This is a genomic window from Paenibacillus sp. 203, from assembly GCF_037027525.1.
Classification (GTDB): Bacteria; Bacillota; Bacilli; order Paenibacillales; family Paenibacillaceae; genus Paenibacillus; species Paenibacillus polymyxa_B.
In genome coordinates this window covers 34968-59591 of sequence record NZ_JAXCHD010000003.1, presented here as the reverse complement: position 1 = coordinate 59591, position 24624 = coordinate 34968, and the positions used below count along the sequence as shown (strand labels likewise).

23 protein-coding genes and 1 pseudogene are annotated in these 24624 nt (G+C 43.7%); 5 read left to right on the top strand and 19 right to left on the bottom strand.

Features of this window, described 5'->3' with window-relative positions:
- Positions 1-34: 34 nt before the first annotated feature.
- The 4 genes from WA407_RS06600 to adhE form a co-directional block, all read right to left on the bottom strand.
- Entirely contained in the window at positions 35-457 is a 423-nt protein-coding gene (locus WA407_RS06600; RefSeq protein ID WP_235309534.1) for a T9SS type A sorting domain-containing protein, read from the bottom strand.
- Between the two features lie 721 nt (positions 458-1178).
- A complete protein-coding gene (gene pflA, locus WA407_RS06595) occupies positions 1179-1937 on the bottom strand; it encodes a pyruvate formate-lyase-activating protein (protein ID WP_235309533.1) in 759 nt (252 codons plus the stop codon).
- A 51-nt stretch (positions 1938-1988) separates the two neighbouring features.
- Positions 1989-4250: a formate C-acetyltransferase gene (pflB, locus tag WA407_RS06590; protein ID WP_061829055.1), complete on the bottom strand. Its 2262-nt coding sequence runs from the start codon at positions 4248-4250 to the stop codon at positions 1989-1991.
- 328 nt (positions 4251-4578) lie between these two features.
- A complete protein-coding gene (adhE, locus tag WA407_RS06585; RefSeq protein WP_235309532.1) occupies positions 4579-7191 on the bottom strand; it encodes a bifunctional acetaldehyde-CoA/alcohol dehydrogenase in 2613 nt (870 codons plus the stop codon).
- A 258-nt stretch (positions 7192-7449) separates the two neighbouring features.
- Here adhE and WA407_RS06580 point away from each other — a divergent pair, with 258 nt between their 5' ends.
- Positions 7450-8166 (top strand): Crp/Fnr family transcriptional regulator, encoded by a 717-nt coding sequence (locus WA407_RS06580; protein ID WP_013310849.1) that lies wholly within the window; start codon positions 7450-7452, stop codon positions 8164-8166.
- Positions 8167-8305: 139 nt separating this feature from the next.
- On the opposite strand, the gene WA407_RS06575 is transcribed toward WA407_RS06580, so the two are convergent.
- The 8 genes and pseudogenes from WA407_RS06575 to WA407_RS06540 all read right to left on the bottom strand — a co-directional run.
- Positions 8306-9073, bottom strand: coding sequence for a DODA-type extradiol aromatic ring-opening family dioxygenase (locus WA407_RS06575; protein ID WP_235309531.1), 768 nt, complete (start codon positions 9071-9073; stop codon positions 8306-8308).
- 741 nt (positions 9074-9814) lie between these two features.
- The gene (locus tag WA407_RS06570; RefSeq protein WP_071641521.1) at positions 9815-10159 is read right to left on the bottom strand and encodes a winged helix-turn-helix transcriptional regulator; all 345 of its coding nucleotides are present in this window, start codon (positions 10157-10159) and stop codon (positions 9815-9817) included.
- A 246-nt stretch (positions 10160-10405) separates the two neighbouring features.
- Complete coding sequence (locus tag WA407_RS06565; RefSeq protein ID WP_322171439.1) at positions 10406-11137, bottom strand: ThuA domain-containing protein; 732 nt, start codon at positions 11135-11137, stop codon at positions 10406-10408.
- 20 nt (positions 11138-11157) lie between these two features.
- On the bottom strand, positions 11158-12126 hold the full coding sequence (locus tag WA407_RS06560) for a sugar phosphate isomerase/epimerase family protein (protein WP_061829051.1): 969 nt from the start codon (positions 12124-12126) through the stop codon (positions 11158-11160).
- 77 nt (positions 12127-12203) lie between these two features.
- Complete coding sequence (locus WA407_RS06555) at positions 12204-13286, bottom strand: Gfo/Idh/MocA family protein (protein ID WP_235309529.1); 1083 nt, start codon at positions 13284-13286, stop codon at positions 12204-12206.
- Positions 13279-14046 carry a sugar phosphate isomerase/epimerase family protein gene (locus tag WA407_RS06550; RefSeq protein WP_235309528.1) on the bottom strand — a complete coding sequence of 256 codons (768 nt, stop codon included), beginning with the start codon at positions 14044-14046 and terminating at the stop codon, positions 13279-13281. The genes WA407_RS06555 and WA407_RS06550 overlap by 8 nt, the downstream gene beginning before the upstream one ends.
- A gap of 18 nt (positions 14047-14064) precedes the next feature.
- Positions 14065-14235, bottom strand: a complete 171-nt coding sequence (locus WA407_RS06545) for a hypothetical protein (RefSeq protein WP_336077017.1) — start codon at positions 14233-14235, stop codon at positions 14065-14067.
- 2 nt (positions 14236-14237) lie between these two features.
- A pseudogene (locus WA407_RS06540) lies at positions 14238-14531 on the bottom strand (Gfo/Idh/MocA family protein); the annotation flags it as partial.
- Positions 14532-14697: 166 nt separating this feature from the next.
- Here WA407_RS06540 and WA407_RS06535 point away from each other — a divergent pair.
- On the top strand, positions 14698-15516 hold the full coding sequence (locus tag WA407_RS06535) for an AraC family transcriptional regulator (RefSeq protein WP_061829048.1): 819 nt from the start codon (positions 14698-14700) through the stop codon (positions 15514-15516).
- Positions 15517-15599: 83 nt separating this feature from the next.
- Here WA407_RS06535 and WA407_RS06530 read toward each other — a convergent pair whose 3' ends face one another.
- The 5 genes from WA407_RS06530 to WA407_RS06510 form a co-directional block, all read right to left on the bottom strand.
- Positions 15600-17084, bottom strand: coding sequence for an alpha-N-arabinofuranosidase (locus tag WA407_RS06530; protein WP_336077015.1), 1485 nt, complete (start codon positions 17082-17084; stop codon positions 15600-15602).
- A 319-nt stretch (positions 17085-17403) separates the two neighbouring features.
- Entirely contained in the window at positions 17404-17682 is a 279-nt protein-coding gene (locus WA407_RS06525) for a hypothetical protein (RefSeq protein WP_254349974.1), read from the bottom strand.
- Positions 17683-17779: 97 nt separating this feature from the next.
- Positions 17780-18100, bottom strand: a complete 321-nt coding sequence (locus WA407_RS06520; RefSeq protein ID WP_061829046.1) for a hypothetical protein — start codon at positions 18098-18100, stop codon at positions 17780-17782.
- 72 nt (positions 18101-18172) lie between these two features.
- Entirely contained in the window at positions 18173-19117 is a 945-nt protein-coding gene (locus WA407_RS06515) for a Gfo/Idh/MocA family protein (RefSeq protein ID WP_235309521.1), read from the bottom strand.
- Positions 19118-19271: 154 nt separating this feature from the next.
- Positions 19272-19961: a TerC family protein gene (locus tag WA407_RS06510; RefSeq protein ID WP_025722249.1), complete on the bottom strand. Its 690-nt coding sequence runs from the start codon at positions 19959-19961 to the stop codon at positions 19272-19274.
- 353 nt (positions 19962-20314) lie between these two features.
- Between WA407_RS06510 and WA407_RS06505 the strand changes: the two genes are divergently transcribed.
- Both WA407_RS06505 and msrA read left to right on the top strand, forming a co-directional pair.
- On the top strand, positions 20315-20932 hold the full coding sequence (locus tag WA407_RS06505) for a TVP38/TMEM64 family protein (protein ID WP_336077013.1): 618 nt from the start codon (positions 20315-20317) through the stop codon (positions 20930-20932).
- 180 nt (positions 20933-21112) lie between these two features.
- Positions 21113-22084, top strand: coding sequence for a peptide-methionine (S)-S-oxide reductase MsrA (gene msrA, locus WA407_RS06500; protein WP_235309519.1), 972 nt, complete (start codon positions 21113-21115; stop codon positions 22082-22084).
- A gap of 104 nt (positions 22085-22188) precedes the next feature.
- Here msrA and WA407_RS06495 read toward each other — a convergent pair whose 3' ends face one another.
- Positions 22189-22992, bottom strand: a complete 804-nt coding sequence (locus tag WA407_RS06495) for a lipid II flippase Amj family protein (protein WP_268820095.1) — start codon at positions 22990-22992, stop codon at positions 22189-22191.
- Between the two features lie 151 nt (positions 22993-23143).
- Here WA407_RS06495 and WA407_RS06490 point away from each other — a divergent pair, with 151 nt between their 5' ends.
- Positions 23144-23593: a DUF2188 domain-containing protein gene (locus tag WA407_RS06490; RefSeq protein ID WP_336077012.1), complete on the top strand. Its 450-nt coding sequence runs from the start codon at positions 23144-23146 to the stop codon at positions 23591-23593.
- Between the two features lie 66 nt (positions 23594-23659).
- On the opposite strand, the gene WA407_RS06485 is transcribed toward WA407_RS06490, so the two are convergent.
- Positions 23660-24364 carry a YitT family protein gene (locus tag WA407_RS06485; protein WP_235309516.1) on the bottom strand — a complete coding sequence of 235 codons (705 nt, stop codon included), beginning with the start codon at positions 24362-24364 and terminating at the stop codon, positions 23660-23662.
- Positions 24365-24624 lie beyond the last annotated feature (260 nt).

Here is a 24624-nt window from a genome sequence, read left to right as displayed (position 1 = left end):
ATTGACTTTAGACACCCAATAAATAATCTATCTATCAAGGCCAAGTTAGAGTAAAAGTTCCGTTATTATTATAGGATTGGACGCGAACTGTATGATAGCCATATAAACCACTCACATGAAAACTAGTTCCTTCACTTGGATTTCTATCTCGCTGGTAGACATGTCTACCGTTACTATCATAAATATCAATACTATATAAATCTGAACTGCTTAGACTCGTATAAATCTGAACATCTAGAGAGCCGTTCAAATAAATAGAGGCGGAGGTTTGACCAAGTTGATATGATCTTGATCCTTGAGGTGTAACTACACTCTCAGATTGTACAATAGATGATTGCGAACTTGAGTTTAAGCTAACTCCACTTTCTTCAGCATAGGTTTGTTGAGTAGGTAATAAACTTAAAGTTAAAGTGAGAGCTGAGAGAGCAGTTAAACCTAACAACTTAGATTTTTCCATGTTTCTTGTCTCCTTTATTTTTTAGTTTCTACAAATTAATACTATAACAGTTAGGCGAAAAAGTAAACATTTTTTTCCTTATTATAATATGTTTGAGTTTTTATTTTAATAATTCCTGAAATATAGTTATTATTCAAAGATTATAAAACAATTACAAACAAATTTTGGGTTGAATGACTTTCAAAAAAATATAGAGCAATCTCTAGAAGCTAAACCTTATATGGTATTCGTGTTTTCACTATCCCACCCAAATGCAGTGTAGTATATTTATACGGCTAAATGTTCATAGAAATAACCTTTATCTCGATTGAGATTTCCTTCATTTAATCATATCGCTTTAACTTCTACCAAATACAATACAAAATTGTATAAAATCAATGCTCCTACTAGTCAAAACTCAAAGTATACGTCTGAAAATACAACCTACTATTAGAGCATTTAACCTCAAAAGAACTACCCTAAAAGAAGCAATTGGATCCTCACTTAAAATTTTCTTTTACGTATCTTAATGCTAAGAATTTATACCCTTTTACCAAAGTAAGAAAAAGTGGATAGCCAAAGGCATTTCTATTTTAAAAACATTAAATATTTCAAAAAAATAAAACAGCTTGCACCATTTCAATATTGGTACAAGCTGATTATTTAGTCTTCTTTATTTTTCCTAATTAAAAAATACGAACATTTAACCTTTTTAATATCTCTAATACAAACTACCCCAATATTATAACGGACGACAGACAGCATTCTTTCCAGCAGTCTCCAGACGACCCTCTTCAATGAGTCGGTAAGCACGTTGAACTTCTTCATCTGTAGGAGATGGAACTCCCTCCAACGGATACTCCTTACCAAGCATTTCCCATTTGTAAACACCCATTTGATGGTAAGGTAAAATTTCGAATTTCTCGACTCCGTTCAACGTTCCGATAAACCGTCCCAAATTCAATAAATCTTGCTCGTCATCATGAATACCCGGTACAAATACGTGTCTAATCCACATTTTGCGCCCTTGCTCAGACAACCAGCGAGCCGTACTTAGCATACGGTCGTTAGACTTGCCTGTAAGCTTAATATGCTTGTCATTGTCAATATGCTTAATATCCAGTAGCACCAAGTCTGTTACGTCCAGCAGTTCATGGATACGGCCCGCGTCATTAAATCCGTTACTGTCCAGTGTCGTGTGCAAATTCCACCGACGTTTTACTTCTTTAAACAGCTCTGCGACAAAATGAGCTTGCAGCGTCGGTTCTCCACCGGATACGGTCAATCCGCCTCCGGAAGAACGGTAATAGGCTAAATACGGCTCAATCTCAGCCAATACCTCCTCCAACGTCATCGGATTACCTTCATTCAAGGCCCAAGTGTCCGGGTTATGGCAATATTGACATTTCAACAAGCATCCTTGCATAAAGAGCACGAAGCGGATGCCGGGACCATCGACGGTCCCGAAGGTTTCCAATGAGTGTATGTGACCTTTCAACATGTTGCATCATCCTTCCCGCATCCGCTATGCGTGCGTCATTGTAATACTTATTTACATTGTACCGTGGAAAGTACGGTTAATAACATCCAATTGTTGTTCACGAGTCAGCTTGATAAAGTTAACGGCATAGCCGGAAACACGAATCGTAAGCTGTGGATAGTTTTCTGGGTGCTCCATTGCATCCAACAGTTGTTCGCGAGCAAACACATTGACATTCAGATGATGTGCGTGGCTTCCAAAGTAGCCATCCATCATCGAAACAAGGTTTGTTTTGCGTGTTTCTTCTTCTTTACCCAGTGCTTTAGGCACGATGGAGAAGGTGTTCGAGATACCATCCAGACTGTGTTCATAAGGCAATTTGGCTACGGAACTCAGAGATGCCAAAGCACCTTTTTTATCACGGCCGTGCATTGGGTTTGCCCCTGGTGCAAACGGTTCGCCTGCTTTACGTCCATCTGGTGTTGTACCTGTTTTCTTACCGTACACCACGTTTGAAGTAATAGTCAGTACAGATTGAGTAGGAACCGCATTACGATAAGCTTTATGCTTGCGAATCATACTCATGAAGCTTTCTACCAGTTCCACAGCGATGTTATCTACACGGTCATCGTTGTTACCATAGCAAGGATATTCGCCTTCGATTTCAAAGTCAACGGCAATCCCTTTTTCGTTACGGATTGGTTTAACTTTTGCAAATTTAATGGCACTCAAGGAGTCGGTAGCAACTGACAGACCCGCAATACCACAAGCCATGGTACGGAGAATATCACGATCATGCAACGCCATTTCAATGCGTTCGTAACTATATTTATCATGCATGTAGTGAATAACATTCAAAGTGTTCATGTACAGTTTTGCCAACCATTCCATCATAGGTTTGAAGCGGCTCAACACTTCTTCATAATCCAGAACTTCACCTGTAATGGCTGGGAATTCAGGCCCTACTTGAACGCCAGATTTTTCATCTTTACCACCGTTAATTGCATACAGCAGAGCTTTAGCCAAGTTGGCACGAGCACCAAAGAATTGCATTTGCTTACCGATTTTCATTGCCGATACACAACAAGCAATACCATAATCGTCTCCATAAATTGGACGCATCAGATCGTCATTTTCGTACTGAATGGAGCTAGTTTCAATAGAAACTTTCGCACAATACTTTTTGAAGCCTTCAGGCAATTTTTCCGACCACAGTACAGTCAGGTTCGGCTCCGGTGCAGGTCCCAGATTGTAGAGGGTGTGCAGGAAACGGAAGCTGTTTTTAGTTACCCGAGTTTCTCCAGTTACGGACATACCACCAATGGACTCAGTAACCCAAGTTGGATCTCCACTGAATAGTTCATTATAGTCAGGTGTGCGCAAGAACTTAACAATACGCAATTTCATAACAAAATGATCGACTAGTTCTTGAGCTTGTTCTTCTGTCATTGTGCCCTCTTCCATATCACGTTGAGAGTAAATATCAAGGAAGGAAGATACACGTCCTAAGGACATTGCTGCACCATTTTGTTCTTTGATTGCTGCAAGATATCCAAAATATACCCATTGGAAAGCTTCTTTCGCATTGTTAGCAGGTTTGGAAATATCAAAACCGTGCTCAGCAGCCATTTGTTTCAGTTCATTCAAAGCACGAATTTGTTCGGAAATTTCCTCACGAAGACGAATTACGTCTTCTTCCATGGAATCAACTTCAAGGCTTTTCAATTGCAGCTTTTTATCTTGGATCAAGAAGGCTACACCATACAAAGCTACACGACGATAGTCACCGATAATACGACCACGACCGTATGCATCTGGCAGACCAGTAATGATACCAGCTTTACGGGCTGCTCTCATTTCATCTGTATAAGCGTCAAATACACCTTGGTTGTGAGTTTTACGAATATGAGTGAAGATATCAATGATACTTTCTGGTACTTCAAAACCATAGGCTTTACAAGCGTCGATCATCATCCGAATTCCACCAAACGGCTGCAAAGAGCGTTTGAATGGAGCATCTGTTTGTACACCGACAATTTGCTCTTTATCCCGGTCTAGATAACCCGGTTTATGTGAAATAATAGTGGATGGCGTATTCACGTCTACATCAAGCACGCCGCCGTTTGCCAACTCTTTTTTAGTAAGATCGGATACAATATCCCACAATGCAGTTGTGTTGGCGGTAGGACCAACCAAAAATTCTTCATTGCCAACATAAGGTAAGATATTAGTTTCAATAAAATCGTTGACGTTGACTTCTTTAGTCCATTTGCCTTTTTTAAAACCTCTCCAGCCAGATTGTTGCTCTTGTAATTCTCTCTCAATCACCGACATGTAAATCCCTCCAAATTGTTTGGTCTTCCGGACTTGTGATTTTTTTCACGATAAAGCTATTTCTTGAGCCCGGCCTTTTCACCGATGCCTTACGCTCAGTGTCGGGACCTTTCTTACACCCTTATTGTAGAATAATGATAGAGTGTAGTATGTGACAAAAATCACAATATGAGTGATTTTTGTCACTTTATTTTCCCTAGCTTCACGCCTATATCCTTAGCCTTGCCGTTCACCTCCCTTCCCAAACCAACAGGCCCTCTATATAGAGAGCCTGCATCGGTATTGAACGAGAAAATGCTTTTTCACAAGCCTCTTCGTACCTATTATATTATTGGTCAAAACGTCCGTAGAAGGCATTGCGATAGACATCAGCCAACTCAGTAACCAGCGGCAACTTCGGATTCGCAGTTGTACATTGATCTTCAAATGCGCGGTCAGCCAGATAGTCTACACGTGATTCGAAATCCTTTGCATCGAAACCGATTTGTTGGAACGATTCCTCGATACCAAGTGTTTTATTCATTTTACGGATCGCTTCGATCAAGCTGTTAACCCCTTCTTCGGTGGTGCGTGCAGGCAGTCCCAGTATGCGCGCGATTTCTGCATAACGCTCATCCGCAACAAAGTGCGAATATTTAGGGAACGAAGCAAATTTTGTCGGTTTTTTCGCATTATAGCGAATGACGTGCGGCAATAAAATGGCATTCGTGCGACCATGCGCTGTATGGTATTGTCCACCCCATTTATGTGCAAGACTGTGGTTAATGCCCAAGAATGCATTAGCAAATGCCATACCAGCAAGTGTAGAAGCATTATGCATTTTTTCACGAGCCAGCTTATCACCAGTCAGAGCCGATTGTTCTAGGTATTGGAATACCAATTGAATGGCTTTAATTGCCAGACCATCTGTGTAGTCATTAGCCATTACGGACACGTAAGCCTCGATAGCATGTGTCAGAACATCCATACCTGTGTCCGCTACAGCTGTTTTAGGTAGCGAATATACAAACACTGGGTCAATAATTGCCACATCAGGAGTCAACTCATAGTCAGCCAGTGGGTACTTCGTGTCGCCCAGGTTTTTGTCCGTAATTACTGCGAACGATGTAACTTCGGAACCTGTACCCGAGGTTGTAGGGATAGCTACAAATTGTGCTTTTTGGCCCAGACGTGGGTACTTGTAAATTCGTTTACGGATATCCATGAATTTTTGTTTTAAATTATTGAAATCAGTATCTGGATATTCATAGAACATCCACATGCCTTTAGCAGCATCCATTGGGGAACCGCCGCCCAGTGCGATGATGCAATCCGGTTGGAAACGTCTCATCATTTCAGTACCACGTTCTACCGTAACTGTCGATGGATCTGGCTCTACTTCAGAGAACACTTCGATAGCTACTGGTGTTTGGCGTTGATGCAGATAATGAATAACACGATCTACATATCCCAGTTGTACCATCATAGGGTCTGTGATAATGGCTACACGTGTGATATCAGGCATTTTAGCAAGATACTGTGTCGAGTTTTTCTCAAAATAGATTTTGGAAGGTACTTTGAACCATTGCATATTCACCGTCCGTTTCGCCACCCTTTTCACATTAATCAAATTGACTGCCGATACGTTCGACGAAGTCGAGTTACGACCATACGAACCGCAACCGAGTGTCAACGAAGGAAGGTTGGTGTTGTAAATGTCGCCAATCGCACCATGTGTGGAAGGTGCATTTACAATGATACGTCCTGTTTGCAGACGGTTTGCGAAGCGAGCGATAACGTCCTCATCGTTCGAATGAATAGCGGACGAGTGGCCCATGCCCCCGAATTCCACGACTTCAGCAGCACGTTGAATACCTTGTTCCGCATTTTTTACTTTATAGCAAGCCAATACAGGACTCAATTTTTCCGCAGACAATGGGAATTTTGTTCCTACCCCTTCAATCTCAGCGACCAAAATTTTAGTTCCTGCTGGTACTGTGATACCACTCATTTCAGCAATTTTCACAGCAGACTGCCCCACGATTGCTGGGTTCACTGCACATTTCTCGACATTCATAGCTCCTTGAGTGAGCTTAGCTGCTTCTTCTTTATTTACAAAATAGCAGCCGTTAGCGATCATCAATTTTTTCACTTGTTCGAAGATTGGCTCTTCGATAATAACCGCTTGCTCGGAAGCACAAATCATACCGTTGTCGAAAGATTTAGAGAGGATGAGATCGTTCACAGCCTGCTTGATGTCTGCTGTTTTTTCAATAAAGCAAGGCACGTTACCTGGGCCTACACCCAGAGCAGGTTTACCGCAGCTATATGCCGCCTTAACCATGCCTGATCCACCAGTTGCCAAAATCAGCGCCACATCAGGGTGGTTCATCAGTACATTGGTCTTATCCATCGAAGGTGCTTCAATCCATTGAATACAATCAGCTGGAGCACCATGTTTAACAGCTGCTTCGAGCAAGACGCGGGCTGCTTCCGCACTACACGATTGAGCAGATGGATGGAAACCGAAAATGATTGGGTTACGTGTTTTAATGGCAATCAGCGCTTTGAACATCGTAGTCGAAGTCGGGTTTGTCACTGGAGTGATCCCCATGATAATGCCGACTGGCTCTGCTATCTTTTGAAAACTGTCAAAATCATTGTCCTCAATGACACCGACGGTTTTTTCATTTTTGATACTATGATAGATATATTCTGTTGCAAACATGTTTTTGGTGATTTTGTCCTCGTACACACCGCGTCCTGTTTCTTCAACAGCCATCTTCGCCAGGTACATGTGTTTATCCATCCCTGCGAGTGCCATGGCTTGTACGATTTCGTCAATCTGTTCCTGATTCATACTCATGAAAGCTTGCTGTGCCCGGTTCCCCCGGTCAATCAGCGTTTGAATATACTGCTCTGCGCTTTGCTCTTTTTGGATAACCTCGTTTTTAACAGCCATTTCCCTCATCCTCCTGTTATCTCGTGTACTATCTCTTGTTCACGCACTGATCGTAACACAGCTTTTCAAGATATATTGTGATTTTTTTCACAATCTATTTAAAATTTTATTTTATGAAGTGAATTAAATCACAAAGTTTGGAATTCTGCCACTTTTACCCCCTCTTCTTGCCCCAAAAACGCATTGCGCAGGTATATAATGAATTTGAATTGATCAAGTTGCAGATAAAAAACATAGGATACAAAGGGGAAATGGACGATGAGAAACCCTACAAATGTAATGGAAGCCCGCGGCAACACCTGTTGCTTCTCGGAGGCCAGCTTCAACCGGTTGCAAGTGATGATGAAAGATCGAGTTATGCCTGAAAGCTCGCATCTGTTCTGGGAAGGAGATACAGCGGATAAGCTGTTTTATATTAAGCGCGGACGCGTGAAAGTAACCAAAACAACGGATGAAGGTAAGGAACTTATTCTATATATGTATCAAAGCGGCGATCTTGTTGGTCAAGCTGATCCATTTTTCGGTACTAAGCATTCCTTTTCTGCTGAGGTTCTGGAAGATAGTGATATTGGCGTAATCGATCATACAGATTTGGAACTGCTTATTTGCCAGCATTGTGATTTTGCGATTGACTTTATGAAATGGATGGGTTCGCATCACCGTATTACTCAGACTAAGTTCCGCGATTTGATGATGTACGGCAAGCCAGGTGCTTTATGTTCAACACTCATCCGTCTATGCAATACCTATGGTGAGCCTCACGGCGAACATATCCTGATTCATAAGAAAATTACTCATACTGACTTATCTAATATGATCGGTGCGACTCGGGAAAGCGTAAACCGGATGCTTAGTGATCTACGTAAGAAAAATGCAGTAGAATACGATAACGGCATGATTGTTGTCAAGGATTTGGAAATGCTGCAAGGCGTGTGTCATTGTGAATTGTGCCCTCGTGAGATTTGCCGGATATAATGAATCGTTATTTATGTAAAAGGGAGTGTTATAAGCCATTATAGCTTATAACACTCCCTAATTTATTTCCACTCCCCTACTTATACAGGAGCAGTAGCGAAGCATTTTAACAATAGTCCTTCTTCTGGCAACAAACTTTCTAAAACTGTAAGCATAGATAACTTAAATTCCCCATCTCATAGCTTCTATGGATGACCTTGGCTTTGTTTGCAGGATTTCCACTCCCCATCGCAATAAACAACGGTACAAAGTGCTCTGCTCTTGGTACGGCCTGACGAGCATACGGTGCTTCACTTTCATAGTGATCCAAAGCCTCTATATCTCTATTTTGCACTTTTTCAATAATCCAATCATCAAAATCTATAGCCCAAGGTTCTGTTTTCGTTTCTCCCCATTTGACGATACGCAGATTATGAACAGTCACGCCACTGCCAATGACCAGAATATCCTGTTCTCCCAGTCCACGTAGCACTTCACCAATGACATATTGTGCTTTGGGCGAGAGATATGGATTTACAGAGATCTGAACTACCGGAATGTCTGCCTCAGGATACATACGATGCAACAATGTCCAGGATCCATGATCCAGTCCCCTCACCCGATCAGTTTGTACGTCAATACCCTTTTGTTCATATAATTTTTTCAGCTTATTGGCCAGTTCGACAGAGCCATGTGCTGGATATTTCACCGCGTACAGTTCCGGTGGGAAACCACCAAAATCATAAATGGTATCGTACACGTCATCCATCGAACTGATCGTCAACGTTTGCGCTTCCCAATGAGCAGTAAAGATAACAACCGCTTTAGGACGAATACTTTTCCCCAGTTGCTCTAAAAATGAAGTATAGTCCGTCTGTTCAATAGCAAGCATCGGTGAGCCGTGGGCCAAAAATAAAGATGGCATCATATAAAGATCCCCTTGTCATCAATAATTTATTTTATTCATTAAGTAACTTTATGTAAGTAATAGTACATAAGTAACAGAGTTATGTCAACACAGACTCCAACATACACTTAGATCAGTGATTCCATAAATAAAGATTGATATAGGTATAAGGTCATAGTAATATGTAACTAATAAATTTTAAAATTTCACTACACTTCGATACAAAGGACTGGTTTCTATGGAGATACATACTTCTAATTGCCCAAAATGTGGTTCCGTTTTTCGTCAGAACCTTAGAAACCTGTGTAGTACTTGTATTCAGGAAGAAAATATATTCTTAGACCGCTGTTCTAACTATCTATGGAAGCATCCTTCTACTCATACCCGCCAGCTCAGTGATGTAACCGGCACACCTATAGAATTACTCACAGACTGGGTAAGAGCAGGCAAGTTTCCCTCCACATACAGTCAGCTCGATTATCCTTGTGAGTCCTGCCGTTCCCCTATTTATGCAGGAAGACTTTGCCATTCCTGTCTGGGTACATTCCGTTCGGCCGCGCTGGATATTCAAACCCGTGTGCCCCGCCGTGCAACAGCAGCATTATTCTCAGTTGCAGGGCGCGTCAAAGGCTATTAAGCCGTGCTACCTATGCACATCATTTCTGTGATATGGATAAGTAGTCCTATACACAAAATAAAAAAACAGCCTTTTTCCTAGGAAAAGGCTGTTTTGCTATGAGAAACGCTTATTTAGTTTGGTGCTCATCTAATCCATTCCTCAGCCCAAAATTGAATCTGTTCCATAACCGGCTGAAGTGCACGGCCCTTGGTTGTTAGCTCGTATTCAATGCGGACAGGAGTTTCCGGATATACATGACGTGTAAGAATTCCTTCATTTTCCAAATCTTTCATCCGCTCTGATAACATTTTGTCACTCATTGTGGGAATCAGATTGGAAATATCCTTAAACCGCTTAGGACCGCTCATCATGGATTGAATAATTAATCCATTCCAACGCTTGCCCAAACATGAAAAGGCGGTTTCAAAACGCGGACACATTTTTGCACATTGCGGTTGACTCTCCAAATTTTTCACCTTCTTTTGCATTTCGGTTTGATAAAGCTTTCCTTTTGTTAGTATATATCATTTTAGCATACTTTATCCCGAAAGAAAACACTTTCTTCTTAAATTAAATACCTGCGCCGATAAAGTTGCCATGACCAAAACTGATTATACAACAAACCAACACAGCAGGTATATGTCTAAATCGTTAAATACAAAAAGGCGGAATCCCAAGAGGTTCCGCCTATCAATCTGTTCATTATACAGCTCATCCATATGTGATGATTGTCATTATACCAACACTCCACCGAGAGGCCTTACAGGTTCGCTTCTACCATATATTGGTTTGTTAATACTTGTCGGAGAAGTCCAACGAATGCTGTTGGCGATAACTTTCAAAATATCAGGCTGGTAATAAGTCGGATAGGTCTCATGACCTGGGCGGAAATAGAATATCTTACCGCTACCTCGGCGGAAGGTACATCCGGTTCTAAATACTTCGCCGCCTTCAAAGTTACTAACAAATACCAGTTCATCCGGCGTAGGAATATCAAAGAACTCGCCATACATCTCTTCCTGCTTCAACAAAATTTTGGCATCTATGCCTTCTGCAATGGGATGTGACGGATTCACCGACCAAATAATCTCCTGTTCACCTGCCACCCTCCATTTCAGGTCACAGCTAGTGCCCATTAGGGCTTTGAATGGCTTGGAAAAATGGCCTGAGTGCAGCACGATCAACCCCATTCCTTCCTGCACTCGCTTGACAACACGCGCCGTAACTTCATCGCTCACCTGATCGTGGGCTTTATGCCCCCACCACAGCAGCACATCTGTGGAATTCAGAATATCTTCTCCCAAACCATGCTCGGCATCATCACGCAGAGTAGCTGTTCGAATGGCAAATCCCTCTCCTGCCAGGCCGTCAGCCAACGCTTTGTGTATCCCGTCAGGATATATCTGTTTGGCTTCATCATTCAACTTTTCGTTCAAAAATTCATTCCAAATGGTGACGTTAATCATCAACATTTCCCCCTATTAGGTTAGACCCACCACATCTCGCTCAGCGGTTCTTCAATTAGTACCTGGCGAAGATTGTGGACAGCCTTAGTAAAGCCTTCCTCCACGGACATCAGACCATCTTCATGCTCAATACTCACTACATAATCGTATCCCACCAGACGCAGGGCACTGATAATATCTGCCCAGGTTTTCACATCATGCCCATAGCCCACAGTTCGGAACTGCCAAGCACGATCTAGCATTTTCGTATATTCCTGCATATCGGTAAGTCCATATTTATTTACATTGATCGGATCAATCGTCGTATCCTTCGCATGAAAATGGTGAATGGCTCCCTCTCGGCCCAAAATTTGAACCGCCTGCACTGGGTCAATTCCCTGCCACCACATATGGCTCGGATCCAGATTAGCACCAATGACCTCTCCCGCAGCTTCACGCAAACGAAGCAAGGTCGCTGGTGTATGAACGGAGAAGCCCCCGTGTAGCTCCAGCCCAATTTTAACATGATGATCTGCTGCAAATTTCCCCGTCTCGGTCCAGTAAGGAATAATTTTATTCTCCCATTGCCACTTCAACACTTCCTGAAAATCATTAGGCCACGGAGCCACAGGCCAGTTTGGATATTTCGCATCCTCATGATCACCCGGACAGCCAGAGAAAGTGTTCACAACTGGAACTTCCAGCTTTTCTGCCAATCGAACGGTTTTAAGAAACGTATCATGATCAGCCTGGGCCAAATGCTTTTGCGGATGGAGAGGATTGCCGTGACAGCTAAGCGCACTAATCGTTAGTCCGCGGGACTCTACTGCCTTTTTGAAATTTTTGAGCGCTGTATCATTCTCCAGCAACTCATCCGGCTTACAATGCTTATCCCCAGGGTTGCCGCCTGTACCGATTTCTACAGCATCCAATCCTTGAGAAGCCACATAATCCAGCGCCTCCTCCAGCGAACGTCCTCCAAACAACACCATAAATACTCCAAGTTTCAAAAGAAATCCCTCCCTGTATCATATGTGAAAAAAGCTGCTTTCATTATAATGATGGTCTATTCGGGATAATTACGGGCTTAGTCAAAATAGACAGCTTTCCCCGTACGAGCCGATTCATAGATAGCTTCCAAAATTTCAGTAACAACCAGTGCCTGTTCCGGCTTCACAAGAGGTTCTTTGTCGTCCAGAATAGATTCGATCCACAGACGGGCTTCGCGGTCTGCTTCATTTTCCGTTTCTCCAGAGTAAAAGGCAACACCGCCTGCATCCAGATCTATTTTCGTATCAAACAAGCGGCTGTTCTTTTCCCCGTTAATGCGCAATCCATCCTGCATATCGGCTCCGCCTTCGGTACCGCATAACAGCGTCTTCGCTTCGCCAAACTCTACAACATTCAATGCCCAGCTGGACTCTAGTACAATCGTAGCTCCATTTTGCATCGTAATAAAACCAAAAGCTGAGTCCTCTACCTTAAATTCCTCAGGATTCCAAGGTCCAAAGGCATTTGCTGCATCTTTACGATCCCCTAGCTTATGGAAGGTTGAACCTAGTACGCTTTTAGGCTTGTAATTATCCATCAGCCAGAGTGTCAGGTCGAGTGCATGCGTGCCAATATCAATAAGGGGGCCACCGCCCTGCTTCTCTTCATCCAAGAATACTCCCCAGGTTGGAACCGCGCGACGGCGTAGAGCAATGGCTTTGCCCAGATAAATGTCTCCAAGCTCTCCTTGTTCGACCAATTGCTTCAGATACAAACTATCATCACGATAACGGTTTTGATACGCAATAGACAGCTTCTTACCTGTACGGTTGGCCGCATCGAGCATTTCCCGTGCCTGCTCTGCAGTTTTAGCCATCGGTTTTTCACACAGCACATGCTTACCTGCCTCAAGCGCCGCTACGGTAATTTCCGAGTGCGAGTCGTTGGGTGTACATACATGTACGACTTCAATGTCTTTATTTTCTAACAGCTTACGGTAATCGCTATAAACTTGCGAGTCTTCAACTCCAAACTTTTCTGCTGCCTCTTCAGCGCGCTCCTGAATGATGTCACAGAATGCGACGATTTCTGCACGTTTCTGCTTGGCAAGACTCGGCAAGTGTTTGCCGTTGGCAATTCCTCCACAACCAATAATCCCGATTTTGAGTGTTTTAGACATGAATATTTCCTCCCTGAGCTGCGTATTGTTGGAGCCACTTAATGCTGGTTTCAATGCTTTCGATTGGAGGGTTTGAGCAGAAATCCTGTTCTACGACGATCCAATCCACACCTGCCTGAATAGCGGCGTCTGTAATGGCCTGAAGCTGCACTTCACCTTTGCCAAGCTCTACAGTCACTGCTTTTTGTTGCTCGTCACGTGCCATATCCTTTAAGTGAATGATAGGCAGGCGTCCATTATAACGTCCGATGTATTCCACTGGATCATAGCCCCCATAGTATACCCAACAAGTATCCATTTCGACCTGTAACAAATCATCGGAAACCGCATCATATAAAGCATCGAATACCGGGCGATCATTGATTTTTTCTGTCAATTCAAAATCATGATTATGATAAGCCAGTATCAAGCCCTGTTCTTTCACTTTTTCACCAATACGATCCAAATTAGCAAAAAGTTCATCCCACTGTCGCTGTTCTTCGGTTAAATAAGGAACGATTAGGTATTTATTTCCTAATTCTTTGTGGTATGCAATCTCCTCATCCAAATGATCCAGCAAACGAGAATATTGTATATGAGTTCCGACAACTTCCAGATTCAGCTCATCCAAAAGCGCTCTGACATCCTTGGCATTGCGTCCGAAAAAGGTATGAAATTCTACCCCTTTATAGCCAAGCTCAGCTACCTTGCGCAATGTACCTTCAAAATCCTGTTCAAGCTCTTCCCTTACTGTGTACAATTGCAATCCTACTTTAGCCATTCCCCTTCACCTCTTTAATTAGGATGGATTTTCCATTATATCTGTTCCATAATACAAATCCTCGTCCGGTTTGAACGTACTTTCCATCGTAATGTGATTGCCATCCAATGGTGAGCGCTGAAAAGCATACATGGCTTCTAACACATGGTAGGCCAGTTCAGCATTGGCACGATGGTCCGTGAATTTCAATGCGCCAAAGGCTTTTCACTGTACACATGCTTGCCTGCCTCTAGTTTCGCCACATCTGTCCGTGCATGGCTGCCAGGCACGGTCAGATTAAATACAAGCTCAATCTCAGGCTGACGAAGCAATTCATCCACTTTGTATACGTTTTCAATGTTGAATTCATCGGCCCTCTCCTTGGCCCTCTCATCCTGTAAATCAGCGACGGCCACCACTTCAATAAGTGGGCTCTTTTGGAGATTTTCAAGATATACCGAGCTAATAGTACCGCATCCGATAATCCCGGCCTTCATTCGTTCCACGTCGTCACACTCCTTGGCCTCCAACATATACTTTCTCATCTAACATGTAAGCTTTACAGTTCACATAGTATTCTATTTCTGTTTCGTTTAAAATGAATAATATGATTAAAACATGAACAATCTGGTCAATATTTGAAACAGCCATATGCCCAAAGGAGTCATCATCATGTCTATCGTCGAGCCTTGTCAGGTTCTTACCGCAGGCTATTCTTTCCATCGAAAGCCCTTTTATTCGAACCAGCCTGATGGGATCAAAAATTATTTATTCCGTTTGCAAACAGATGGACGCTGCCAGGCCCGCATTAACGGGGAAATGACACGGATTGAGGCGGGTGACCTACTGCTATTCAATCCTACCGAGCCTTATGAACTGGATATTCATAGTGAGTTGAACCCCATGGGAGAGCAGGTCGTGGAAAGTGGAGATTATCACATTTTTTTCGGTGGTTCCTGGGTAGATGAGTGGTGGAACCATCATAAACGACCCAACAGAATTAAGGTTCAGCTCACAGAAGCCCTGCTTGGCCTATTTCGTCAGCTTGTGATGGAGCAACGACGTATTTCTAATCCTTACCCGGAAATATCAAGTTATTACATACGCATTTTATGTTTGGAGTTTGACCGTATGCTATCCGATCATCCTATCGCTACTCATCATAACTATCTTGCGTATCAGATTAAAAATTATATTGAAGAAAACGCATCCTCTAACTTCAAACTGGATGACGTGTCTTCACACGTCGGTATCAGCGTATCCCGAGCAGTACATCTGTTTAAGGAAACATTCGACACGAGCATTATGCAGTACACGCTGGACATCAGGCTTAACATGGCGAGAGAACGAATCATTTTCAGTCCCATGTCACTGGAACAAGCCGCCGAATCGTCAGGATTTGCAAATTACACGTATTTTCACCGTGTATTTCGTTCCCGCTTCGGTATGTCGCCCAAAGAATTCAGGGTGATTCACCGTGAGCAATTGTAGGACAAAGAGAGCGTTCACCTGAACGCTCTCTTTGTTCATAACCAATAATAGTGAATACTGCTTACATACCACGACCGTTTTTTTTACGGAGCAATTGTCAGCATCACTACCGACATTGGTGGCAGTGTAACATCCAAATGCTGACCTTGCAGCTGATAGGATGTGAAAGCTTCCTTTTTCACACGCTCTGGCTGATCAAACGTATTATGTGCCTGCATATCGTCGCTGGCAAGGACAACACCGCTGATCTTTTTAATTTCTTCCAGTCCTCTTAGCTCCAAATTCAAGTTTGCCGACTCGCCCGGATGGACGTTGCAAAAGCTAATATGAATATTGTCGTCCTGCGCCTTGGAGGCGGACACGCTAACTTGTGGGATGGAATCTCCGTCATATTCATAATCGCCTACCTTTACATGAACAGCCAGTGCTTGCGCATCCTGATGCACCTTAAACATTTCAAATACATGGTATGTCGGCGTCAACAGCATAGCAGGGCCTTCAGTCAGAACCATGGCTTGCAATACATTAACCATTTGAGCAATATTCGTCATCTGTATTCGGTCATGGTGATTATGGAAAATGTGTAGGTGCAGCCCAGCTACCAGTGCATCGCGCATCGTATTTTGCTGATACAGGAAGCCTGGATTGGTCCCCGGTTCAGTCAGGAACCAGGTTCCCCATTCATCGACGATCAGTCCGACCCTTTTGTCAGGATCATATTGGTCCATAATGGCTGAATGACGAGTAATCAATTCATCCATATGCAATGATTTTTTCATCGTCTTGAACCATTCCGCTTCATCAAAACCGACTGCTTGCCGTTTCCCTTCCCAGTTTCCCGGGATCGTATAGTTATGCAGGCTCAAACCGTCCATAAGATGCCCAGCTTCACGCATCAACACTTCTGTCCAACGATAATCATCCACATTCGCCCCACCTGCAATCCGATAAATGCGGTTCTCGCCATAGTTACGGACATATGTCTGATAGCGGCGATACAGGTCGGCATAATATTCTGGACGCATGTTACCGCCACAACCCCAGTTTTCGTTACCCACTCCAAAATATTTGAGCTTCCATGGTTTCTCACGACCGTTTTCCTGACGCCATGCAGCCATAGGGGACTCTCCATCGAAGGTCATGTACTCTACCCACTCCGACATTTCCTGAACTGTACCACTGCCGACATTTCCACAAATATAAGGCTCTGCATCTAACAGTTCGCACAATTGAAAAAACTCATGTGTGCCAAAATGATTATTTTCAACCACACCGCCCCAATGCGTATTTACCATTCTCTTACGGTTTTCTTTTGGCCCGATACCATCTTTCCAATGATATTCATCGGCAAAACAGCCTCCCGGCCAGCGCAGCACAGGAATGTTCAGCTTTTTCAGGGCTTCCACTACATCATTACGAATTCCGTTTGTGTTCGGAATCGGTGAGTCCTCTCCAACCCATATGCCTTCATAAATGCAACGTCCAAGATGCTCAGCAAATTGTCCATAAATGTTTTTATTAATAATGCCTTGTTTCCAATCGGTATTAACAACAACAGAACCCTTCACAACAAACCCTCCCCAAAAATATTAAGATTGTTGGAACACCCGCACAAATGTTTGCGCTTTCATTTTGGCCTAAATATCACTCATACCACCGATTTTCTTTCGATCATAATTTTTACGCATCATTACTTTTAGTAAACATTAATATAAATATTAATAATTAAACAAAAACATTTCACGTGTTTAATATATTTTATTGTCTACTTTTTGTCAATCGTTAAGATAAGTCCAATCAAACCAAAAAGCCTGCCATTAAGGCAGACCAAGGTATGACTATTTTAACCCGTAATCCAGGTTCAGCCGAGCCTGAGCATTGTATCATTTAGGCTGTTCCTATCCAGCGTGAACCATGATAACTGGGACAATTTTGAGCTGCCGCCAAAGCACGTACACGAACAATGCTTCCGCTGATACCACACGTATGCCCGGACATTAACTCTTCACATTGTGAGCAGGCCAACAGTCTGGCTTCGTACACTTCATCATTTACACATTCCATTTTGGGTCTCATGTTGGTTAGAATTCTGGTAATTTGCTCTTCCGATATCGAGATATCTCTTTCACAGCCTTTACAGGTACTTGGCACAGGTATACCTTCCATCGTAAGCTTACCCTCCCCATCAACAATGTCTTAAGTAAATATAGTTGAGTCCATGATGCCATAAATGATAACAGTATATTCTCTATTCTGGCTAGCCCTATTTCCGTTCAGACGGAAGGCTCGCAGCCGCCTCAGATACGACCATCGCCAAGTCCTCATTTCCGAACATGGACAGTACCCCTAATACCGTATCCAGCGGAATATCACCCGCTTCTTCACGCGATACAGTCAACTTGCGTACTCGTAGCAGACGCTCGTTGCTATCCTGATGCGGATATGCTTCACTATATAGTTCCTCTGGCTCCAACCCGTGATTGATACACCATTGCGCAAACACAAGGATCATCATATCTTCTTCTTGCTTATAATTTTCAATGATGGCTTCTTCTAGCTGTTTACCACGGTTATCTTCTTCCATTCATTCATTTCTCCTTCAACCTAATTCTTGATGTCTGTCTGGACTGTTAAGATCACGTTCGGACGTTCCATATTAATTACTCAAACGGCTGATCAGCTCGTCAGCCAGCATATGGCTATCCAATACTTTTCCAGCCCGTACAGCACACTCCTCTGGACGATGAATATGCTCCAGAAAATGATTTACGACTCCGGTGAATCCCCGTCTTTCCAAAATCGTATCCCAGCTTCCAAAAGCTTGCGTTAGTGGTGAATGATTTTTTTGCATAAAAACAGCCTGTTCCATATTTGTTACTTCAACAGACCGTCCTGCCCCGTGAAGCTCCAGCTTCTCTATGTCAGCTCCTGCCTGTCTACTCATACTGTAGCTTCCGGTAGCATTCCCCAAACGTACGGTCCCGAACGCAGCATCCATATATCCTTCACTCGTCGTATTCAGACTACTATGCAGTAGCTCATAATCATCGCCACCCAGCCACAAAAGCAAATCAAGCATGTGAATTAAATCATCATAAACCGTCTGTGCCGCCGGTCTTCGATCATATCCAGTACGGTGTTTAATGGCCGCACATTGACTAAATCCACCTACTTCCTCCAACCATGCTTTAGCAGCTACATAATGCGGGGCAAAACGTCGATTAAAGCCCACCGCCAGCAGCACGGCCTGCGCTTCCGCAAAAGCGGTCATTTCCAGATTCTGACGAACATCATAGGACAACGGTTTATCGACATACACGGCAATTCCTTTTTCAATACACGCCATAACCAGATCAAAATGAGCTTCGGTCGCGGCATGTATAAATACAGCTTCCGGTTCCCATGCTAGCAGCTCCTTCACATCTGTCGTTCCTCTTGGTAACCTATATTGCTCCATAATGGAACTCACCGGCTCCTGTGAACGGTTCATGACACCTACAATATCTACACCTTGGTGTGCTGCCAGTAACGGTAAGTATACTTTTCGAGCGATACCACCCAGTCCTGCAATAGCTACTCTTGTCTTCGTTTGCTTGTCCATTTCGTTTCCACCTCTAATCACTCATTCATCTGTTGTCTAGTTTACATGGAAGTCTGCTGACAAGCAAAGAAAAGAGACTGCTCCGGGTCCAGTTGGACCTAACGGAACAGCCTCTATGGCAGGAACGTTCAACTTCAGCTTAATGTAAGTTAGTTTAGGCGTGCTGCGCTTGCTTTCTTGTTTTTTCACTTTTAATTTTTTTAACACGCATCCCAATGGCTACAACCAGAACCACAACCAGAACCTCAAATCCGTATTTAACGACCCCGTTCATAAACCAGTGTGCAATCAGCGGTTCCGCCACCACCATTTTGGCGGCAGTATAAGCCAGTACAGCAGCCCCAATCGTAATAACTACTGGGTAACGTTCAGTCAGCTTCAAGATAATCGTACTTCCCCACACCATGATTGGAACGGAGATTGCCAGACCCAATATAACGAGCAACATGTTTCCATGAGCTGCTCCCGCAACAGCAAGTACATTGTCGAGGCCCATCATTGTATCCGCGATAATAATCGTGCGGATCGCTGCCCACATTTGATTCGTAGCTGAAATTTCATGTTTTTTCTCTTCGACCAGCAGCTTATAGGCAATATAGATAAGTGCGAGTCCCCCAATCAAACGCAATCCATAAATTTGCAATAAATATGTGACCAGCACTGTAGCAATCACCCGAATGATGACCGCTCCGACTGTCCCCCAAATAATGACCTTCTTTTGATTGGCCTTATCAACATTGCGAGCCGCCAAACCGATTACGATCGCATTGTCACCAGCTAGCACCAGATCAATGATAATGATGGATACTAATGCGGTTAAAAACTCAATTGACAAAAAATCCATACGTTTCTCCCACCTTTTTTTATTTATTTGTTATACTGTACATAGTTCAACGCTTTATACTAAAAAAGCGCCATTTCACGGAATCCGGAAACGGCGCTTGACCCAAAATTTGACATCAAAAAAAGACCATTTACCCGGATTCCTAAAATCCTGGCAAAGGTCTCGCTTACAACATTACGTTGCCAATAAAGCCGGGGATTAAAAATCCCGTAATGACGACTTTACTCGTTGAGCTACTCCCCTTTGGGAACTATTCTGTTAGTGGCAGTATAGCACACATTATTGGGAATGTGAACCCTATTTTTTTCTGTATAAGCGATAAGCCGAACAGGGATATTGAAAGAGGTATGTAGATGAAAAAATGGCTACTCGTCGCGGCTTATGTTTCGCTGCTTTGCATCGCGTTTATCTACAGATATGATTGGCTCGCTTGGGCGGACAAGCAGACCTCCTTTCCAGTTCTGCTACTACTCGCATTTTTATTCGCGCTAATTCCGTTTGTGCCTTACAAGCTGATTATCGCCTCCATTGCTTATGCCGCAGGCCCCTGGCAAGGTGCTCTGATCTGCTGGCTTGGCACTACATTGGCTGCGTTGGTCGTTTTCACTGCAGTACGTACCCTGTTCCGTGACAAAGGACGTGCCTATTTGAAGCGGGTTCCCGCATTGGAGCGCTTCAATCGAGTCATGGAGAGGGAACCTTTTGCTGCTGTTCTGCTGGCTCGCCTGATTCCAGTCATCCCCCAAGCAGCGGTAAATGTATACGCTGGAGTAGCAGGGTTTCCGTTCTGGAGCTTTATCCTAGGTACAGCTATTGGCAAGCTTCCCGCAATTGCGGTGTATGCTTATGCTGGCGGCACCTTAGCAGAACACCCAATCACCGGTTTGCTCATTTTGGTGCTATATACTGCGCTGATGGGCGGCGCCTTTATACTCTACCGAAAAAGGCTTCAACGCGCCAACAGAACATAATGCGATGAGTTTGCCACCGTCTCTGTAGGAAGTTTCATTGCGATTTTTGAGGACAGAGCCAATTACACTACGGATTGGTTTCTGACCTTTCGTTGGATTTTGCAAAAATCTCGTATATAATTTAATTGTAAGCTATTTAAATAACAACTAATTAAACATTCTCAGATTGGAGTGACAAATATGAGCACCAACAATCCACACACGGTAGAAAAAGCAACTTTTGCAGGTGGCTGCTTCTGGTGCATGGTTTCCCCTTTTGAGGAATTACCCGGTATTTTGAAGGTTAGATCTGGATACACAGGGGGACATACCGAAAATCCTACCTATGAAGAGGTGTGTTCTGAAACAACGGGACATGTGGAAGCCGTACAGATTACATTTGACCCACAAGTATTCCCGTATGAAAAACTGTTGGAGCTCTTCTGGCAGCAGATTGATCCGACGGATGAAGGTGGACAGTTTCACGATAGAGGTTCATCCTACCAAACGGCTATTTTCTATCATAATGAAGAGCAGCGAATCAAGGCAGAAGCTTCTAAAGAAGCTTTGACTCAAAGTGGCCGCTTCGACAAGCCGATTGCTACACCGATTCTGCCTGCGGCCACTTTTTATGAAGCAGAAGAATATCATCAGGACTATCATAAGAAGAACCCCGCTCATTACAAACGCTACCGCAAAGGTTCGGGACGTGAAGATTTTATCGAGCAAAATTGGTCCGGCAAGATTGATAAATCCGATCTTAAAGATCGGCTGACGCCTATTCAATACGAAGTAACACAAAAAAACGCGACCGAGCGCCCTTTTCAAAATGAGTTTTGGGATCATGAGGGTGAAGGCATTTACGTGGATATCGTATCAGGAGAGCCCTTGTTCAGTTCATTGGACAAATATGATGCAGGTTGCGGTTGGCCCAGCTTTACCCGTCCGCTGCGCAGCTACAATGTCAAAGAAAAAACCGATCTCAGCCATTTTATGATCCGTACCGAGGTGCGAAGTCGTGAAGCTGACTCCCATTTAGGGCATGTATTCGATGATGGCCCAGGTCCAGATGGTTTGCGTTATTGCATCAATTCTGCCGCGCTCCGCTTTGTGCCTCAAGAAGATTTGGAGCGTGAAGGATACGGAGCATATAAGTCATTATTTGAAAAGTAAGTAGCCATAGAATCATTGGGGCTGACCCGCGATCCATCTTTAATAGATGATCACGGGCCAGCCTTTTTGGGATATGGCCGCACATCATTACGTAAGCTAGCAATTTAACTCATTACCCATCCAAGCCAAATGGCTAGCGGTACTAGTAATAGCTGAGCTAATAAAGTACCTGCCAAACGCGAGATGATCATCCACCCGTACATGCTGTTCATCCGAGTTAAGGGTAGCTCCCCTCGTAGCGTTTTCTCCGACAGAACCGCCAATCTTGGATCAATTAACAAGGTCAGTAATACCGTTGCGACGCCATTGATTAGACCTGACGACATTGACATGGCTGTACCTTGAGCAGGCCAGAGGAATGATGCATATAAAGCAGATACTACTCCAGTTGTATAAATGGCAGTAACGGTTATATTCAGAATAATTAGACGCTTGGGTATCGCTCCGCCAATCAGTGAGGTTAGCATGGACCAGGTAGGGCGCTTTATGTAGTAGCCTGCATGCTTCCAGCGACTTCGCAGCAATAAATGACGCATCAAGGCCGGAATAGATCCGGTATGCTCCAAATGCACAATCCATCTGGCTGACATGCGTACCACTGTTGGATACAGTAATATAGCAAGCATGGTTCCAACGGTTGCTGCCAGCAGTACCCCATGCATATATAGCTCCAGTCTAATATCCGTACCGCCCCCTTGTGCTGCAGCTTTAGCCTGATCGACCATCCCTCCGAGTAAAGGCCCCTGCGCCATGTTAGAGGTGCGTGAAACCAACAGCAGCATTCCCGCAACGGTTAACGCCAATCCAATCCGACGCGCTCGCAAACCACCAAGCCGGAGAGCATAGGACAAGCTATCTGTAGTATGAATGATGATAGTCAGCAAAAAAACAAAACCCCAGGCAAGCAAATGCTTCACTCCTTTTCCTCGTATTCTGCACACCATTATACGCTTTTTTTCAAGATACATTTTACAATATATTCATTTCTTTGATTTCCGTTTGTTTAAGCCGACAACGGGTAATACATAATACATCATCCGCTATAAGGAGTGTGCAACTATGCCTTGGAACAAACATGATTACCCTCCATCCATGAAAAACCTGGAACCTCGGGTGCGAGAAAAAGCCGTTGATATTGCTAACGCTCTACTCCGTGACGGCTATGAAGAAGGACGCACGATTGCGATTGCCACTTCCCAAGCCGAGGAATGGAACGATAATCATCCAGCCGAGCAAGATGAGAAACCTAAAAAACATGAAAAACAGCATTCAAGCGAAAATGTACACGACCATCATTCCGCTTCTTCCGATGAGAAGGAACCCATTCATGTGGTGCCGTACGAGGATCGCTGGGCAATCAAAGAAGAGGGACACAACCAGCCCATTTCAACCTTTAAACACAAAAATGAGGCGATTGATGAGGCTCAAAGTTTTGTAGAACGCCAACAGATTTCTGCAATTATTCATGACCGGAATGGACGCATCCATTCTACTTTAAAGCCTTCCTGATAGAAGCTGAATACAGCGAAAGGGTGTTACGAAAGAAGATTTCTCTCCTGACGTAACACCCTTTCCTTATTGACGAAGGCTGTGGACGACCGGCACTGTTTTGGTAACTACCTTTTTAGCGGGAATAGCCGCTGGCAGTACCTTTTTCACAGGTCGGTGCAGTTGGAACGTGGTCGTCCATGTAATTATTTTTCCGGCAAGCCACACAGCCAGTATTGTAAACATTGTTTCCTTCATAGGCAGATACAACAGTGATAATCCCAATACGATGATGTCACTGACAATAAACACGTTGCCGATTTTCCACCCGCGCCACTCACTGATCAGCAGAGATAAGATATCATCGCCCCCGGTTGCTCCACCGAATCGCAATACGATTCCGGCTCCCAAACCTGTAAGCACCCCACAAAGTAGAGCAGCTATCAGCAGATTTCCATGCAGATCTATAACCAGAGTCGAATACTTCTCAAATCCTGCATAAAACAGTGAAAAAGCGACGGCTCCGATTAACGCAAGCAGCATAAATCTTCTGCCCTTCAGTACCCATGCTAGCAATATGACGGGAATATCAAGCAGCAACATACTCCATGCTGGAGATATGCCAAACGCGTAATGTCCCAGCAGGGCCAAGCCTGCAAATCCGCCTTCTGACAAATGATTTTGAGCATTAATATGATAGTACGTAAAAGCTAAAATGCATGTTCCGAGCAACATGACAGCAATCTGTCTCAATGCTCCATTGTTCACGATAGATTCGTAAGTTTTCCTCATACAGGCTCCCTCGGTTTCTCGTAAGTTTGATGTGGATGAACCCACTCTTACGGAAGCTACCGGATAAGATGTGCCTGGAGGACTTGGTCCTTCGCATGTACAATCCCCTCTTCCGCAGAGTTGGCTTTCGCAACTTGACGTTACTCCGCGGAAAAGCTAAGTATAAGACAGATCAAATCGTTTCCAAATCGTCCTTTGGGGAAGTATCCTTCGGGGACACATGGTATCCTGATCCTTTCTTTTGTGGAATAAAACTCCGA